At 69.2% G+C, this 16,114-nt stretch carries 12 protein-coding genes; 6 read left to right on the top strand and 6 right to left on the bottom strand.

Annotation, left to right across the window (positions count from 1 at the left end):
• Window positions 1-57 precede the first annotated feature (57 nt).
• Window positions 58-1,203, top strand: coding sequence for an acyl-CoA dehydrogenase family protein (locus tag W7U_RS20090; RefSeq protein WP_008261869.1), 1,146 nt, complete (start codon window positions 58-60; stop codon window positions 1,201-1,203).
• Between the two features lie 85 nt (window positions 1,204-1,288).
• The gene (locus tag W7U_RS20095; RefSeq protein ID WP_008261870.1) at window positions 1,289-1,786 is read left to right on the top strand and encodes a CD225/dispanin family protein; all 498 of its coding nucleotides are present in this window, start codon (window positions 1,289-1,291) and stop codon (window positions 1,784-1,786) included.
• 40 nt (window positions 1,787-1,826) lie between these two features.
• Here the strand turns inward: W7U_RS20095 and W7U_RS20100 are convergent, their stop codons facing one another.
• Both W7U_RS20100 and fadD4 read right to left on the bottom strand, forming a co-directional pair.
• The gene (locus tag W7U_RS20100; protein ID WP_008261871.1) at window positions 1,827-2,768 is read right to left on the bottom strand and encodes an enoyl-CoA hydratase/isomerase family protein; all 942 of its coding nucleotides are present in this window, start codon (window positions 2,766-2,768) and stop codon (window positions 1,827-1,829) included.
• Between the two features lie 3 nt (window positions 2,769-2,771).
• Window positions 2,772-4,301 (bottom strand): fatty-acid--CoA ligase FadD4, encoded by a 1,530-nt coding sequence (gene fadD4 / locus W7U_RS20105; protein ID WP_008261872.1) that lies wholly within the window; start codon window positions 4,299-4,301, stop codon window positions 2,772-2,774.
• Window positions 4,302-4,492: 191 nt separating this feature from the next.
• On the opposite strand from fadD4, the gene W7U_RS20110 reads away from it, so the two are divergent.
• Window positions 4,493-5,578 (top strand): sensor domain-containing diguanylate cyclase, encoded by a 1,086-nt coding sequence (locus W7U_RS20110; protein ID WP_008261873.1) that lies wholly within the window; start codon window positions 4,493-4,495, stop codon window positions 5,576-5,578.
• Here the strand turns inward: W7U_RS20110 and W7U_RS20115 are convergent, their stop codons facing one another.
• From W7U_RS20115 to W7U_RS20125, 3 genes are all read right to left on the bottom strand, one after another.
• Window positions 5,579-7,405, bottom strand: a complete 1,827-nt coding sequence (locus tag W7U_RS20115) for a phosphoenolpyruvate carboxykinase (GTP) (protein WP_008261874.1) — start codon at window positions 7,403-7,405, stop codon at window positions 5,579-5,581. It lies immediately after the preceding gene.
• 139 nt (window positions 7,406-7,544) lie between these two features.
• Complete coding sequence (locus W7U_RS20120; protein ID WP_014383464.1) at window positions 7,545-9,101, bottom strand: hypothetical protein; 1,557 nt, start codon at window positions 9,099-9,101, stop codon at window positions 7,545-7,547.
• The gene (locus W7U_RS20125; protein ID WP_008261876.1) at window positions 9,098-10,198 is read right to left on the bottom strand and encodes a hypothetical protein; all 1,101 of its coding nucleotides are present in this window, start codon (window positions 10,196-10,198) and stop codon (window positions 9,098-9,100) included. The genes W7U_RS20120 and W7U_RS20125 overlap by 4 nt, the downstream gene beginning before the upstream one ends.
• Window positions 10,199-10,354: 156 nt before the next feature.
• Here W7U_RS20125 and trmB point away from each other — a divergent pair, with 156 nt between their 5' ends.
• The 3 genes from trmB to W7U_RS20140 are packed head-to-tail and all read left to right on the top strand — an operon-like array spanning window position 10,355 to window position 14,785.
• Complete coding sequence (gene trmB / locus W7U_RS20130; protein WP_170320636.1) at window positions 10,355-11,137, top strand: tRNA (guanosine(46)-N7)-methyltransferase TrmB; 783 nt, start codon at window positions 10,355-10,357, stop codon at window positions 11,135-11,137.
• A gap of 14 nt (window positions 11,138-11,151) precedes the next feature.
• Window positions 11,152-11,874 (top strand): NYN domain-containing protein, encoded by a 723-nt coding sequence (locus tag W7U_RS20135; protein WP_008261879.1) that lies wholly within the window; start codon window positions 11,152-11,154, stop codon window positions 11,872-11,874.
• A 58-nt stretch (window positions 11,875-11,932) separates the two neighbouring features.
• Window positions 11,933-14,785: an MMPL family transporter gene (locus W7U_RS20140; protein WP_008261885.1), complete on the top strand. Its 2,853-nt coding sequence runs from the start codon at window positions 11,933-11,935 to the stop codon at window positions 14,783-14,785.
• Between the two features lie 31 nt (window positions 14,786-14,816).
• Here the strand turns inward: W7U_RS20140 and W7U_RS20145 are convergent, their stop codons facing one another.
• Complete coding sequence (locus W7U_RS20145) at window positions 14,817-15,959, bottom strand: AI-2E family transporter (RefSeq protein ID WP_008261889.1); 1,143 nt, start codon at window positions 15,957-15,959, stop codon at window positions 14,817-14,819.
• Window positions 15,960-16,114 lie beyond the last annotated feature (155 nt).

The following is a 16,114-nucleotide window of genomic DNA, read 5'->3' on the forward strand; positions in this document are numbered from 1 at the left end:
GGTGCCGATTTTCCCCAGCAAGTCGACGTTCGGCGCGAATCGACGAGGTGCTCATAGGTGAACGACGAAGAGGACATGCTGGTCGCGACGGTGCGGGCGTTCATCGACCGCGAGGTCAAGCCGAGCGTGCGCGAGACCGAACACGCCAATACCTATCCCGAGGCGTGGATCGAGCAGATGAAGCGGATCGGCATCTACGGGCTTGCCGTGCCCGAGGAGTACGGCGGCTCGCCGGTGTCCATGCCCTGCTACGTCCGGGTCACCGAGGAACTGGCGCGGGGCTGGATGAGCCTGGCCGGCGCGATGGGCGGGCACACCGTGGTCGCCAAGCTGCTGACGCTGTTCGGCACCGAGGAGCAGAAACGGACCTACCTGCCGCCGATGGCCGGCGGCGAGGTGCGCGCCACCATGGCATTGACCGAGCCCGGCGGCGGCTCGGACCTGCAGAACATGGCGACCACCGCCCTGAGCGACGACGCGGGCGGCCTGGTGATCAACGGGTCCAAGACCTGGATCAGCAACGCCCGCCGCTCCGGGCTGATCGCCCTGTTGTGCAAGACCGACCCGAACGCCAAGCCGCGCCACACGGGCATCTCGATCGTGCTCGTCGAGCACGGGCCGGGGCTGACGGTGTCGCGGGACCTGCCCAAGCTGGGCTACAAGGGCGTGGAGTCCTGCGAGCTGTCCTTCGACAATTACCGGGTGCCGGAAACGGCGATACTGGGTGGCGTTGCGGGCGAGGGCTTTTCACAGATGATGAAGGGACTCGAGACGGGCCGCATCCAGGTGGCGGCGCGCGCCCTGGGCGTGGCCACCGCCGCGCTCGAGGATGCGCTGGCCTACGCCCAGCAGCGGGAGAGCTTCGGGCAGCCGATCTGGCAGCACCAGTCGGTGGGCAATTACCTGGCCGACATGGCGACCAAACTCACCGCCGCCCGCCAGCTCACCCGCTACGCCGCCGAGCGCTACGACAGCGGTGAACGCTGTGACATGGAAGCCGGGATGGCCAAGCTGTTCGCCTCCGAGGTGGCGATGGAGATCGCGCTGAACGCGGTGCGAATCCACGGCGGCTACGGCTATTCCACCGAGTACGACGTCGAACGCTACTTTCGGGACGCGCCGTTGATGATCGTCGGTGAAGGCACCAACGAGATCCAGCGCAATGTGATCGCCCGGCAACTGGTGACCCGCGGCGGGATCTGACGCGGGCTTGTCAATCGCGCGGCGGCAGAACGGCGTTTGGGAGTATATTTGCCTGACTTCCGAACCAAAGGGAAAGGCAGCCGCCATGAGTTATCCTCCCGCGCCGCCCGGCGGTTCGCCTGAATGGCCCGGGCAACAACCGGAATGGCAAGGGCAACAACCGGAATGGCAAGGCCAACCGCCGCCGGACTGGCAAGGTCAGCCGCCGCCGGGGTATCCGCCGCAGCCGCCGCCGGCGTGGCCGGGTCAGCCGCCCGCGGGATGGCCCGCGGCCCAGCCGGGCTGGCAGGGCCAGCCGGAACCCGAGAACTATCTGGTCTGGGCGATCCTGTGCACGGTGCTGTGCTGCCTGCCGCTGGGGATCGTCTCGATTGTGTACTCCAACAAGGTCTCCGGGCTGTGGGCGCAGGGCCGCTACGCCGAGGCGCACGAGGCGGCCAACAACGCCAAGAAGTGGGCCATCATCGGCGCCATCGTGGGCGTCGTCGCGGCGGTGATCTTCGTGCTGATCTACGTCGTCGCCGGGGTGCTTGTCGTCTCCCATCTGCCCTCGACGACGACGACCACGTATTCGGGCTTCTGACGCCGACCCGGGCCACGTCGAGCGTGCCGCGGCGCGGTCGCTAGGCCTCGTCCACCAACCCCCAGGCCAACGCGGTCTCGGCGTCCACGGTGTGGCCGGACAGCACGAGATACGCCGTGCGCCACCGGCCTATCCGCCGGGTGACGCTGACGGTGCCGCCGGCGCCGGGGATCAGGCCGAGCGCCAATTCGGGTAGCCCGAACACCGCGTCGCCGCGGGCGGTGACCCACCCGCAAAACGCGGCCATCTCCAGTCCGCTGCCCATCACCCGGCCGTGCACCTCGGCGCGGCACGCGCGGCCGAGTCGCGCGGTCAGCGCGTCGAGCGCGAGGGCGGGGCTGTGCCGGGTGCGGGCGAGGTGGGCACTCGCCGGGTCGGCGAAGGTGCCGAATTCGGCGAGATCTCCACCGCTGCAAAACGATGGGCCGTTGCCGCTCAACACGATGCCGGTGACCGAGGGATCCAGCTGCGCGACGGACAGCGCCTCCAACAGCGCCGCGCGGGCGTCGGTGGAGAACGCGTTGTGGCGCTGCGGCCGGTTGAAGGCGATGCGCAGGATGTCGCCGTCACGGTCCGCCAGTACCGGGTCGGCGATGTCGGGCATGCGGACCCGGCCGCGCTCCTGTAGCCACCGCGCGAACTCCGGGCCGGACTGCAGCGTTGAATACCCCAGCGACTCGGCCACCACCCCGGCCAGCGTCGGCCCCTCGGGATCCACCGCGCGCAATACGTCGTCACAGATCCCGCCGGCGTGCGGCCAACGTCGACAGCGATCGGTCAGCTCGACCAGCGCGTCGGACACGGAATCGACGGTGATGACCCGGCGGTCGGCGCAGGCGTCCTCGGTCAGCGTGAAAGTCGCTGCGTCAAGCCAGGTTCCGGCCCTAGCGATGTCGTCGGCCGAGCCGACGGCGATGATCACGCCGGGCGGCGACGCCGGACCGTCCTCCGGCGCGCTCGACAGGTCGACCACCCGGAGCATCGGTCACACCGAGTACTTCTCGATCAGCCCATTCTTGTAGAGCTTGCCGGTGTCGGTGCGCGGCAGCTGCGCTTCGAAGGCGATCGATCGCGGACATTTGTAGTGCGCCAGGCGATCCCGCAGCCAGGCCAGCAGCTCATCGCCGAACGCGTCGGTGGCGTCCGCGGGGTCGACGGTCTGCACGACCGCGGTGACGCGCTGGCCCATCTCGTCGTCGGGAACGCCGAACACCGCCGCGTCCATCACCTTGGGGTGGGTGACCAGAAGGTTCTCGGCTTCTTGTGGGTAGATGTTGACCCCGCCGGAGATGATCATGTGGTGGCGCCGGTCGGTCAGGTACAGGTAGCCCTCGTCATCGACGTAGCCGATGTCGCCGACGGTGGCCCAGCCGTGCTTGGAGCGCGATGACGCGGTTTTCGTTGGGTCGTTGAGGTATTCGAACGAATACCCGCCCTCGAAGTAGATCTCGCCGGCCTGGCCGGGCGGGAGCTCGTCGCCGTTCTCGTCCAGGATGTGCACGGCGCCGCCCATGGGCTTGCCGACCGAACCCGGATGCGCCAGCCAATCTTCGGCGGTGATCAGCGTCGACCCGTGTGCCTCGGAGGAGGCGTAGTACTCGTCGATGATCGGACCCCACCAGTCGATCATCTGCTTCTTGATCTCCACCGGGCACGGCGCCGCGGCGTGCATCACCCGCTGCAGGCTGCTCAGGTCGTACGAATGACGCACCGCATCAGGCAGTTTCAGCATCCGGGTGAACATCGCCGGCACGAACTGTCCGTGGGTGACCCGGTGCCGCTGGATGGCATCCAGGCAGCCCTCCGCGTCGAACTTCTCCATCACCACCGTGGTGATGCCGCCGGCCTGCGCGCTCATCGACCACACCGACGGCGCCGTGTGGTACAGCGGCGCGGGGCTCAGGTAGACCGAATCGGGCGTCATCCAGAAGCCGACCAGCGCCGACATCATGCCGGGGGCGTCGGCCGGGGGAACGTGCGGCAATTCGCGCTTGATGCCCTTGGGCCGGCCAGTGGTTCCGGACGAGTACTGCAGCAGGTCACCCTCGATTTCGTCGTCGATCGGGGTATCCGGTTGGCCGGCAACGCATTCCGGGTAGCGCTCCCAGCCCGGCAGGCCCTCGTCTTGCTTCTCGGCGGCGATCAGCAACAGTTCCGGTAGCCCGCGCGGCAGCTGCTCGGCGAGGCCGGCGCAGGTTTCGCGCAGCGCGGCCGAGCCGATGATCGCCTTGGCGGCGCTGTTGTCGACGATGTAGGCGGCCTCCGCCGCGGTCAGATGGGTGTTGATGGGCACGTAGTACAAACCGCTGCGGCGAGCAGCCCACATCACCGCGTGGATGTGCTCGTTGTTCTCCATCAGGATGGCGACCGTGTCACCCTCGCGCAGGCCCGCCTGACGGAACCGGTGCGCCAGGCGATTGGCGCGGGCCTCGAGGTCATCGAAGGTGACGACCGTGCCGGACGGGTACAGGATGACAGCAGGTTTGTCGGCGCCGATATACGGGCGGATCTGCATGCGCAGACTGTACCGCCGCCAAACTTGACGGGTGTTAAGTGGTGGGTGGACCCGGCGAGTTTCTGCGTCAATCCCGGCGCGGGGCGCGCGGCGCCAGCCATAATGCAGTCAAGTAGAGCGCCGTGGGCCCTGGAACCCGACCTTGGTCAGCAACGCGCGGCGGGATACGCCACTGCCGCACGGAGGTGCGCATGACCGCCGAGCAAGAATCGGAGCCTGCCGCATCTTCGTTCGCCGATTCCGACTATGTCGACGGCATGGAGCGGCTCGTGCACGCCATTCAGGAGCTGTCGCTGGCGCGCACCCTGCCCGACCTGCAGCGCATCGTCCGCTCCTCGGCGCGCGAGCTCACCGGTTGTGACGGCGCGACGTTCGTGCTCCGCGACAACGACAGCTGCTATTACGCCGACGAGGACGCGATCGCCCCGCTGTGGAAGGGCAGCCGTTTCCCCATCGGGTCCTGCATCAGCGGCTGGGCGATGCTCAACCGCGACGCGGCGGTGATCCCCGACATCTACGGCGACCCGCGCATCCCGCACGCCCTGTACCGCCCCACCTTCGTCAAGAGCCTGGTGATGGTGCCCATCCGCAAGCTCGAGCCGATCGGCGCGATCGGCAATTACTGGGCCAGCCGGCACCAGCCGGCCGACCAGGAGGTCCACCTGCTGCAGGCCCTGGCGGACTCGACGTCGATCGCGATGGAGAACGTGCGGGTGTACTCCGAGCTGGAACGGCGGGTGCGCGACCGCACCGCCGCCCTGGAGGACGCCAACGAGGAGATCCGCCGGCTGTCGGTCACCGACGAGCTGACCGGGTTGAACAACCGTCGCGGCTTCTACCTGCTGGCCGAGCAGAAACTGCGCGGGTCACACCACCTCGGCCACAATTGCGTGCTCGCCTTTCTCGACGTCGACGGCCTCAAAAAGGTCAACGACGAGCTGGGCCACGACATGGGCGACAAACTGATCAAAGACGTCGCCGGGGTGCTGCGCACCATCCGGCGCGAGTCCGACATCCTCGCCCGCATCGGCGGCGACGAATTCTGTGTGATGATCACCGAAAGCGACGGCGACACCCCGTCGCTCGAGGAGCGGCTCGCGCTCGCGTTCGGGAATTTCAACAAGACGAGTGAGCGGCCCTACCGTCTCTCGGCCAGCATCGGCTTCGTGCGGGCGCCGGTTTCCGACACCGCGAACGTGGGCGAACTACTCGCCCGCGCCGACGAGCTGATGTACGCGCAGAAGAAAGCCAGCCCCAATTCGCGGCTGGCGGGCTGATCAGCCCGCTTCGGACAGCCGCTGCTTGAGCGCCTCGAACTCGTCGCGGACGCCGGTCGGCAGCTTGTCGCCGACGAACTCGAACCACTCCTCGATCAGCGGCAGTTCCTCGCGCCACTCGGCCGGGTTGACCGCCAGCGCCTGGGCGACCTCGTCGCTGCTGGCGTCGAGCCCGTCCAGGTCGAGGTCCTCGGCCTTCGGCACGATGCCGATCGGGGTGTCCTGACCGCCGGCCTTGTGCTCGATGCGGTCGACGATCCACTTGAGCACGCGGCTGTTCTCGCCGAAGCCCGGCCACAGGAAGCCGCCGTCGTCGCCGCGACGGAACCAGTTGACGAAGAACACCTTCGGCATCTTCGACTCGTCGGCGTTCTTGCCCAGGTCGAGCCAGTGCTGGAAGTAGTCACCGACGTGGTAGCCCAGGAACGGCAGCATGGCCATCGGGTCGCGGCGGACGGTGCCGACCTTGCCCTCGGCGGCGGCGGTCTGCTCGCTGCCCATGGTCGCACCCATGAACACGCCGTGCTGCCAGTCGCGGGCCTGCGTCACCAGCGGGACCGTGGTCTTGCGGCGGGCGCCGAACAGGATGCCCGAGATCGGCACGCCCTGCGGGTCGTCCCACTCCGGCGCGAGGATCGGGCACTGCGACATCGGCGTGCAGTAGCGCGAGTTCGGGTGGGCGGCCTTCTCGTCGGAGTCCGGCGTCCAGTCGCGGCCCTTCCAGTCGATCAGGTGCTGCGGGTCGCCCTCGAGGCCCTCCCACCACACGTCGTTGTCGTCGGTGAGCGCGACGTTGGTGAAGACGGTGTTGCCGGCCTCGATGGTGCGCATGGCGTTGGGGTTGGACTTCCAGTTGGTGCCGGGCGCGACGCCGAAGAAACCGAACTCGGGGTTGACCGCGTACAGCCGGCCGTCCTTGCCGAACCGCATCCAGGCGATGTCGTCGCCGAGCGTCTCGGCGCGCCAGCCCGGAATGGTCGGCTGCAGCATGGCCAGGTTGGTCTTGCCGCAGGCCGACGGGAACGCCGCGGCGAAGTAGTACGCCTTGTTCTCCGGGGAGATGAGCTTGAGGATCAGCATGTGCTCGGCCAGCCAGCCCTCGTCGTGGGCCATGGCCGAGGCGATCCGCAGCGAGTAGCACTTCTTGCCCAGCAGCGCGTTACCGCCGTAACCCGAGCCGTAGCTCATGATCTCGCGGGTCTCCGGGAAGTGGGTGATGTATTTGGTGTCGTTGCACGGCCACGGAACGTCCTTTTGGCCCTCCTCCAGCGGAGCCCCCACCGAGTGCAGCGCCTTGACGAAGAACCCGTCGTCGCCCATCTTCTCCAGCGCGGCCTTGCCCATCCGGGTCATCACCTTCATCGAGATGACGACGTACTCGGAGTCGGTGATCTCCACACCCAGCTTCGGGTCGTCGGCGCCGAGCGGGCCCATGCAGAACGGCACCACCCACATGGTGCGGCCGCGCATGCAGCCGCGGTACAGGTCGGTCATGATGGACCGCATTTCGGACGGGTCCATCCAGTTGTTGGTCGGGCCGGCGCCGCTCTCCTGCTCGGTGCAGATGAATGTCCGCGACTCCACGCGCGCCACGTCGGACGGGTCGGACAGCGCCAGGTAGGAGTTGGGGTGCTTCTTCTCGTTCAGCTTCTTCAGCGTGCCGGCCTCGACCAGTTGCGCGGCCAGCCGGTTGAACTCCTCGTCGGAGCCGTCAGCGAACACCACCCGGTCGGGCTGGGTGAGCTCGGCAACCTCCTGCACCCATGACAGCAGGCCCTGGTGCTTCGTGGGTGCTGTGTCCAAACCGGGAATGGTCGCTGAGGTCATCGAACTCTCCTGGATCCGTTGCGTATCGGGCTTGTGTTGCTCGGTATGCCGTCGCCCACATAATTAAGGACTTGGTGGCGTTAACTACAGGTTATCGTGAGGAACTTGTCGGGGAAGTCTCGGGCAGGTATAAGCCTTCTCACAACAACGATTCAGAAGCTCCCGACGGGTCGCCATCTTCGCTCCTCGAAGCGGGTTTTTCGGTTTCGTCACCGTCGCCGGTTTCGGCGGGACTTTCAGCCGGTTGTATACCCGGTTCTCCGAGTTCTGCACGCACCGCCCGCAGGGCGGCGGCGACCGCGGGCATCTCCCGATCCCGCGCGGCCGCGGCCCGCGCGGCGGCCAGGGCGTGCTCGCGCAGTTCGGTGTCGATGACGCCGACGGCGGCGGACGCCTGCGCGTTCTCGGCCTCGTCGTGGGCGAGCAAGGCTTTGCTGAGCACCGACTCGGCGACCAGCACCCGGGTCGCGACCAGTTCCTCGACCACCGAGCGCAGCGATGCCGTCGCGTCGCCCGCCCAGCGGTCCAGCAGCGCCCGGTCATGCAGCAGGGCGCGAATGTTGATCACCAGGAAGGTGAGCGCCACCGAGATCGCCACGCACACCACCGCCGCGACGACCGCCAGCGCGGGGTTGAGCCGCGAGACCACGCCGCTCATCAGCCGGCTCAGCGTGAGCGCCACCCCCAGCCCGAAGCCGACGCCCAGCACGATCATCAGCCAGGTTTCCTGCCGGCGCGACTTCAGCGGCGGCGCCGAGACGTCGACCTCCGGCATCTTCTCGAGGGCCGGCAGGTCCACCGGCACACCCACCGCCTGCGCGACGTCGGACAGCTGCGTGTCCGTGCCGTCGCTGACCTCGGCCACCACCTCGTCGAGGCGGGCGCGGGTGTGCGCCTCGAACCCGGACATGTCGCGCCGCGACAACCCGGCCGCGTGTTCCTGCAGCTCGGTGCGCGCCGTCGCGCATTGGTTGCGCGCGGAGTGCGACAACTGCACCCGAGCCTGCTGGATCTGACCCCGCAGGGTGATGGTGCGTTCGCTCTTCGCCTGACGCCGCCGCTGCAACGCCGTGCTGCGTTCCTCGCGCAGCGCCTCGACCCGCGCGCGACGACCGGATCCCTCGACGTCGCGGTCGAACCGCCGTTTGACCGTCTGTAGGCGAGATTCCCACGCCCGCAACCTGTTTCGCCGGGCGAGGTCGGGGTCGTCGAGTTGCGCCGAAACGGCGGCGACCAGGGCGTCGACGTCCGGCTCACCGGCATCGGGCAGGGCGGCCGCGCCCACCCACGGCGCCCGGCCGTAGCGCGGCGAATGTGCGGCCAGCGCTTCGCGATTGGCGTCGACCACCTCACGCCAACCCCGGTGCACGTCGATCTTGGACACCACCCCCACCACCGCGTCGGTGTGCTCGGTCGCGGCGTCCAGCAGCGCGCAGTCGGAGGCAGTCAGGTGGGCCGCCGCGGACACGACGAACACCACCGCCATCGGCACCTCGCCGGGTCCCAGGTCCGTCGACTCCACGAACTTGTGCTGCGGCAGGCGGCCTTGCAGCGCCGTGGCCACCGCGCTGACCCCGGCCATCCACGGGCCGGTCACCAGGACCACGTCGCAGCGGTGCACGGCCGGCGGATCCAGGTCCGGCGCGACCGCGGCCACCAGCGCGTCCACCTGGGCGATGGGATCGCCGCCGCTCACCAGGATTCCCCCGGCAGTGACGCGCAGGCCTGCGACCACAGCCGCAGCGATCCGCGGGCGATGTCCGCGCCGCAGGCGCGGTGCAGTTCGCTGGCCGAGGCGCGGCTGTAGCGCTGCCACCGCACCGCGCGCGGCAGGTGCGCGGACGGGTCGCGGTCCACGCCGGCCGGCCCGGGGCCGCCCGGGTCCAGCCCGGCCGCCTCGGCCAGATCCACCGCGGCCGCCATCCGGGCGACCACCGTGTCGTCGCGGGACAGGAACCCGCCGATCCGCTCGCCGAGTAGGCCGCCACCGGCGGCCAGCGCCTCCAATTCCGCGACGGCCCCGAGCACCCGCTGGTAGCGCACCTCGGCGCCCAGCGCGCCGACCTTGGCCAGGACGGCGTCGACGCCGCTCATCCGGCGCAGCAGGGCGCGCACCTGCGCCGGGGTTCTGCCCTGGCGGATCGCGGCGACGGCCAGCGCGGTGCCGAACAGGTCGAGGGTGTCCAGCAGGCGCTGACGCACGCCGGTCGGCACCGGGCCGTCCGCCGCCAGGAACCCGGCGAACGAGCCGTCGAGGCACGCCGCGGCACCGGGGTGCGTGGCGAGCGTGTGCAGCGCCGCCCACAGCGCGTGGTCGTCGGCTTTGTCGAGTTCGTCGAGCGCGACCGCGAGCAGGCCGATCATCGGTTCCATGGGAGCGCCGATCAGCGCCGACAGATCGGCGCACCGCGCCCGGGCCGCCGCGATCGGCCCGTCGCCGCGCCGGCCCGACAGGTCGGCCTTGTTCAGCACCGCCACCACCGGCTGCGCGGCGGCCGCGATGGCGTGGGCGTCCTCGGGCTTGACCACCTCGGCGACCACGTAGACCACCGCGTCCGCGCCGGGATCGGGCGCCGACGCGCTCAGCTGGAGGTCGGCCGCGATCCCCGACGCGGTTCCCGCGCGGTCCAGCGCGCGGGCCACCGTGCGGCGGCCGACCCCCCGGCGGCCGCGAACCACGACGCGCAGGGGTGCGGCGGTTCGCCTGGCGATCGCCGTCACGCGCGGATCGACGACGCCGTCGGCAAACCGCGTCAGCTCGTCGACGAAAATCTGGTGTCCTTGTCCCCTCATACCCCGCCTGTTCGGTCCGAATGACCCGATCGCCCCGTCGGTCCCACCGAATGGTGGCATTCACGTCGCCAAGAAGCGAGCCACCGTTAATCAGTTACCAGTTCAAGGCAACTGTTGGGTATCAATCCGGACCAGGGGCGGCTACATCCGAGGTTTATAGGCCACCATGGACAAATGCATGCGCAGCGCGGGGTGGCGATGTCTGCCGACACGCCGATCGGGGAATCGGCCCGCCCCGACCAGCGCTACCTGCCCGCGACGGCGTTTCGGTCGCGACGATCCGCGCTGTCCGACGCGCAGCGCCAGACGTGGGAGCGGCGCTGGCCCGACCTCGGCCTGTCGGTGGGCGCCCCCGCCGACGGGACCGTCGGCGACGAGCCGCCGCTGGACACCCGCTCGTGGTTCGGGCGCCAGGCGCCGCTGGTGCTCGAAATCGGTTGTGGCAGCGGCACATCGACGCTGGCGATGGCCAAGGACGAGCCCGACGTCGATGTGATCGCGGTCGAGATCTACCGGCGGGGGCTGGCGCAGTTGCTGTGCGCGATCGACCGCGACGCGGTGGCCAACATCCGATTGGTCCGCGGCAACGCGCTCGACGTGCTGCAGCGGCTCATCGCCCCGGCTTCGCTGACCGGGGTCCGCGTCTTCTTCCCCGATCCGTGGCCCAAGGCGCGGCACCACAAGCGCCGGTTCCTGCAGCCGGGCACGGTTGGCTTGATAGCCGACCGGCTACTCCCTGGTGGTGTCCTCCACGTTGCGACGGACCACGCCGGCTACGCCGAGCACATCGCCGAAGTCGGCGCGGGCGAGTCCCGGTTGCGCCGGGCGGAGCCCGAAACCCCGCTGCCCATCTCGACTGTCCGCCCGACCACCAAGTACGAGACGAAAGCCCAAGAAGCGGGCAGCGCCGTCACCGAGTTCGTTTGGCTTAAACGATGAGTAGGCGATGAGTGATGAGCCTGACTGAGACGACCAACGCCGGAGCGGAACCCGTCGCGCCGCCGGCGGTGCTGCCGGACGACGGCGTGGGCGCCCTGGGCGGCTTTTCGCCGTCCGGCGGACGCGTGTTGCTGGTGTGGGACGCCCCCAACCTCGACATGGGTCTGGGCTCGATCCTGGGTCGCCGGCCGACCGCCTTGGAACGCCCGCGGTTCGACGCCCTGGGACGCTGGCTGCTGTCGCGCACGGCCGAGATCAGCGCGCAGCGACCGGGCGTCGTCGTCGAGCCCGAGGCCACCGTGTTCACCAACATCGCGCCGGGCAGCGCCGACGTCGTCCGGCCTTGGGTGGACGCATTGCGTAACGTTGGGTTCGCGGTGTTCGCCAAGCCGAAGATCGATGAGGACAGCGACGTCGACCGCGACATGCTGGCCCATATCGAACTCCGGCGGACCGAAGGGCTGGCGGCCCTGGTGGTGGCCTCGGCCGACGGACAGGCGTTCCGCCAACCGCTCGAGGAGATCGCCCGGAGCGGCACCAGCGTCCAAGTGATCGGATTTCGCGAACATGCGAGTTGGGCGCTAGCGTCGGATACCTTGGACTTCGTTGACCTGGAGGAGATCGCCGGCGTCTTCCGGGAACCATTGCCGCGGATCGGCCTAGATTCGCTGCCTGACCAGGGCGCATGGCTGCAGCCATTCCGGCCGCTGTCAGCGCTGTTGACCGCGCGTGTGTGACACTGAAAAACCAGTGCGCGGGTCGTTGACGACTAAGACGATCCAGTAAGGAGCTTGCGTGTTCGCCTGGTGGGGTCGAACTGTGTACCGGTATCGGTACATCGTGATCGGGGTCACGGTAGCTCTGTGTCTGCTCGGCGGCGTCTTCGGCATCAGCCTGGGCAAGCATGTTACACAGAGCGGCTTCTACGACGACGGCAGTCAATCCGTCAAAGCCTCGGTGCTGGGGGACGAGACCTACGGCCGCGACCGCACCAGCCACGTGGTCGCGACGTTCACCGCCCCCGACGGCAAGACGGTCGAGGACCCGGCGTGGCGGGACAAGGTCGTCGCCGAGCTCAACAAGTTCAAGGCCGATCATCCCGACCAGGTCGTCGGGTGGGCGGGCTGGCTGGCGGCCCCCAATAGCGACAACCCCGTGATCAAGGGGATGGTCAGCGAGGACAAGAAGCACACCTTCGTCAGCGTTCCGCTCAAGGGCGACGACGACGACAGCATCCTCAACAACTACAAGGCCATCGCGCCCGGCCTGCAGAAGCTCGGCGGCGGCAACGTGGAGCTGGCCGGCCTCGAGCCAATCGCCAACGCCCTGACCGGCACGATCGCGACCGACCAGCGCCGCATGGAGGTCCTCGCGGTGCCGCTGGTGGCAGTGGTCCTGTTCCTGGTGTTCGGCGGCGCGGTCGCCGCCGGCCTGCCGGCCATCGTCGGCGGGCTGAGCATTGCGGGCTCGCTGGGCATCCTGCGGCTCGTCTCCCTGTTCGGGCCGGTCCACTTCTTCGCCCAGCCGGTGGTCTCGCTGATCGGCCTGGGTATCGCCATCGACTACGGGCTGTTCGTCGTGAGCCGGTTCCGCGAGGAGATCGCCGAGGGCTACGACACCGAGGCCGCCGTGCGAAGAACCGTGATGACGGCCGGGCGCACAGTGACGTTCTCGGCGGTGCTGATCATCGCCTCGAGCGCCAGCCTGCTGGTGTTGCCCCAGGGCTTCGTGCATTCGCTGACCTACGCGATCTTCGCGGCGGTAGGGCTTGCCGCGCTGTTGTCGATCACGTTCCTGCCCGCGTGCCTGGGCATCCTCGGCCGCCACGTCGATGCGCTGGGCGTGCGGACCGCGTTCCGGGTGCCGTTCCTGCGCAACTGGAAGTATTCACGCGCCTACCTGAACTGGCTCGCCGACCGGCTGCAGAAGACCAAGACCCGCGAGGAGGTCGAGGCCGGCTTCTGGGGCAAACTCGTCAACTGGGTGATGAAGCGGCCGTTGGCGTTTGCCATCCCGATCGCCGTCGGCATGATCCTGCTGGTCATCCCGCTCGGCAACCTCTCGTTCGGCGGCATGAGCGAGAAGTATCTGCCGCCCGACAACGCCGTGCGCCTGGCGCAGGAACACTTCGACAAGCGATTCCCCGGCTACCGCACCGAGCAGCTGACGGTGGTGATCCAGAGCGACAACCACAGCAAGGTCACCGACCAGCAGGTGGCCGACATCCGCAACAGGATCTCCTCGATCGGCGGGTTCACCGACAAGCAATGGGAGGAGCGGGCCTGCCCGACCATCGCCGGCAATCCCTGCGTCGCCGGCCCGAACGGCACCACGGTGCCCAAGGACGGCTCGGTGCGGGTGATCCAGAACGGCCTGGTCAACAAGAATGACGCCGCCAAGAAGATCACCGAACTGCGGGCGGTCAACCCCCCGAAGGGGCTGAACCTCTATGTAGGCGGCACCCCGGCGCTGGAGCAGGACAGCATCCACAGCCTGTTCGACAAGGCTCCGCTGATGCTGGTGCTGTTGCTCGGCGCCACCATGCTGTTGATGTTCCTGGCGTTCGGCTCGGTGGTGTTGCCCGTCAAGGCCGCGGTGATGAGCGCTCTCACGCTGGGATCCACGATGGGAATCCTGACGTGGATCTTCGTCGACGGTCACCTGTCGGGGGTGCTGAATTTCACGCCGACCCCGCTGATGGTGGTGGTCATCGCGCTGGTTGTCGCCGTCGGTTTCGGCCTGGCCACCGACTACGAGGTGTTCCTGGTCTCGCGCATGGTCGAGGCGCGCGAACGCGGCATGTCGACCGCCGAGGCCATCCGGATCGGCACCGCGACCACCGGCCGCCTGATCACGGCCGCCGCGCTGGTGCTGGCCGTGGTCGCGGGCTCGTTCGTGTTCTCCGACCTGGTGTTGATGAAGTATCTGGCGTTCGGTCTGATGGCGGCGCTGCTGCTGGACGCGACGGTCGTCCGGATGTTCCTGGTGCCGTCGGTGATGAAGTTGCTCGGCGACGACTGCTGGTGGGCGCCGCGCTGGGCCCGGCGCCTGCAGAACAAGATCGGGCTGGGCGAGATCGATCTGCCCGACGAGCGCAAGCGGCCGACGCTCAACGGGCGCCCCGCGCGGCCGCCGGTGGCGGCCAGCCTGGTCGCCGCCGCGCCGCGTCCGCCGCACGACCCCACCCACCCCGCGCCGCTGGAGCCGTCGCGACCGGCGCGCCCGGCGCCGGAACCCAGGCCCGCAAAGGAACCCACCCCGAGCGCGTCGACCACCCGGGCCGACGACAGCGTGGACACCACCCGCATCCCGGCGCGGCCGAACCAGCCGACCGAAGCCAAGACCACACGTTTCGCCGCGCAGGGCGCCCCGGGCCGGGACCGGCCGGCCGAACCGCGCCCCCCGGCCAAGCCCTCGCCGCCGGCCCCGCAGGCACCCCAGCGTCCGCCGACGGCGCCGCCGTCCGGCGATCAGACCCGGGCCATCCCCGTCCCCGGCAACCGGCCCGACGACCCCGACAACGACGCCCCCGGCAACGCGGTGAACCCCCGCGGCCAGGGCGAGAACGGCGACCCGGCGCGGCAGCGGCGCCGCTCGGGCGGCGGGCTGTCCGCGGCGGATCTGCTGCGCCGCGAGGGACGGTTATAGGAAAGCGCCCCGGCGCCCCCTGACGCTGGTATCAGTCGGAGCCCGGTTTGTCCGGCTCGGCCTGCAGGATGGCGTTCTTCTCGTCCGCCTCCTCGGTCTGCTTCTCGGCTTCCGCCTCGGGATTGGGCGCCAGCAGCACCTGGAACGCGTTGTTGAGGAACGCGACCGTCGGGACGGCCAGCAGGGCGCCGACGATCCCGGCGAGCACGCCGCCGGTGGAAATGGCCAGCACCACGGCGAGCGGGTGGATCGAGACGGCGCGGCCCATCACCAGCGGTTGCAGCAGGTGGGCCTCCATCTGGTTGACCGCGATCAACACCCCCAGCGTGATGAGCGCGTACACGATGCCCTTGGCCAACAGGGCGACCACCACGGCCAGCAGGCCGGAAATCAGCGCACCGATCAGCGGGATGAAGGCACCCAGAAACACCAGCGAGGCCAGCGGCAGCGCCAGCGGGATGCCCATGATCGCCAGGCCCGCGCCCACCCCGGCCGCGTCGGTCAGCGCCACCAGAAAGGTGGCCCGCACGTACCCGATCAGCGACCCGTACCCGGCGTTGCCGGCTTCGTGCACCCGGTCGCGGACGTGGGCGGGGATGATCTGCACCACGTACCGCCAGATGTTGCGGCCACCGTAGAGAAAGAAGATCAGCGTGAACAGCACCAACACCGCCGCGGTCACCAGCTCGGTGACGGTCGCCGCGGTGGACAGCGCGCCGCTGGTCAGCTTGGCCTGGTTGTTGTGCAGCGCCTCGATGGCGGCGTTGCCCGCGCTGTCGATCTGTTCGCTGCGCAGATGCGCGGGCCCGTTGATCAGCCACCGGCGGGTCGACTCGATGCTCTGCGTCACCTGTTCGGTCAGGCCGGGCAGGCCGTCGATGAACTGCAGGATGACGAACGCCAGGATGCCGCCCAGGATCGCGAAGCCGCCCAGCAGCACCAGCGCCACCGCGCCGCCGCGGGGCAGGCCCCGCCGGTCCAGCCAATCGACCACCGGCACCAGCAGCGCGCTCAGCAGCAGCGCCACCAGCACCGGAACGACGATGACTTCGAGCTTCTTGACCACCCACAACAGGGCGACCGCGGCGGCCAGGATGACGAGCAAACGCCACGCCCAGGCCGCGGTCTTGCGTACTACGGGTTCAACCGACGCGTCGTCGACGTTTGCTGACATCTGGCCAGCCTATCGGTAGCGGCGCGGCCCCGAATCGGTTCGCAGCGCCTGCCAAAGGCCTACGCGTCGCCCGCAGCCGTCGGAGCCGGCACGATCCGGTTACGACGGCGACACAGTCGGCGGCGCGCAGCGATCGCGGCGCCACCTGCACCGTT

It is taken from the genome of Mycobacterium sp. H4Y (assembly GCF_000364405.1).
GTDB lineage: Bacteria > Actinomycetota > Actinomycetes > Mycobacteriales > Mycobacteriaceae > Mycobacterium > Mycobacterium intracellulare.

Bases quoted from the DNA above. Each gene is read 5' to 3' on its own strand.
- W7U_RS20095 (WP_008261870.1), top strand. From the start codon at position 1,289: ATGAGTTATCCTCCCGCGCCGCCCGGCGGTTCGCCTGAATGGCCCGGG.
- W7U_RS20100 (WP_008261871.1), bottom strand. From the start codon at position 2,768: ATGCTCCGGGTGGTCGACCTGTCGAGCGCGCCGGAGGACGGTCCGGCG.
- fadD4 (WP_008261872.1), bottom strand. From the start codon at position 4,301: ATGCAGATCCGCCCGTATATCGGCGCCGACAAACCTGCTGTCATCCTG.
- W7U_RS20110 (WP_008261873.1), top strand. From the start codon at position 4,493: ATGACCGCCGAGCAAGAATCGGAGCCTGCCGCATCTTCGTTCGCCGAT.
- W7U_RS20115 (WP_008261874.1), bottom strand. From the start codon at position 7,405: ATGACCTCAGCGACCATTCCCGGTTTGGACACAGCACCCACGAAGCAC.
- W7U_RS20125 (WP_008261876.1), bottom strand. From the start codon at position 10,198: ATGAGGGGACAAGGACACCAGATTTTCGTCGACGAGCTGACGCGGTTT.
- W7U_RS20135 (WP_008261879.1), top strand. From the start codon at position 11,152: ATGAGCCTGACTGAGACGACCAACGCCGGAGCGGAACCCGTCGCGCCG.
- W7U_RS20145 (WP_008261889.1), bottom strand. From the start codon at position 15,959: ATGTCAGCAAACGTCGACGACGCGTCGGTTGAACCCGTAGTACGCAAG.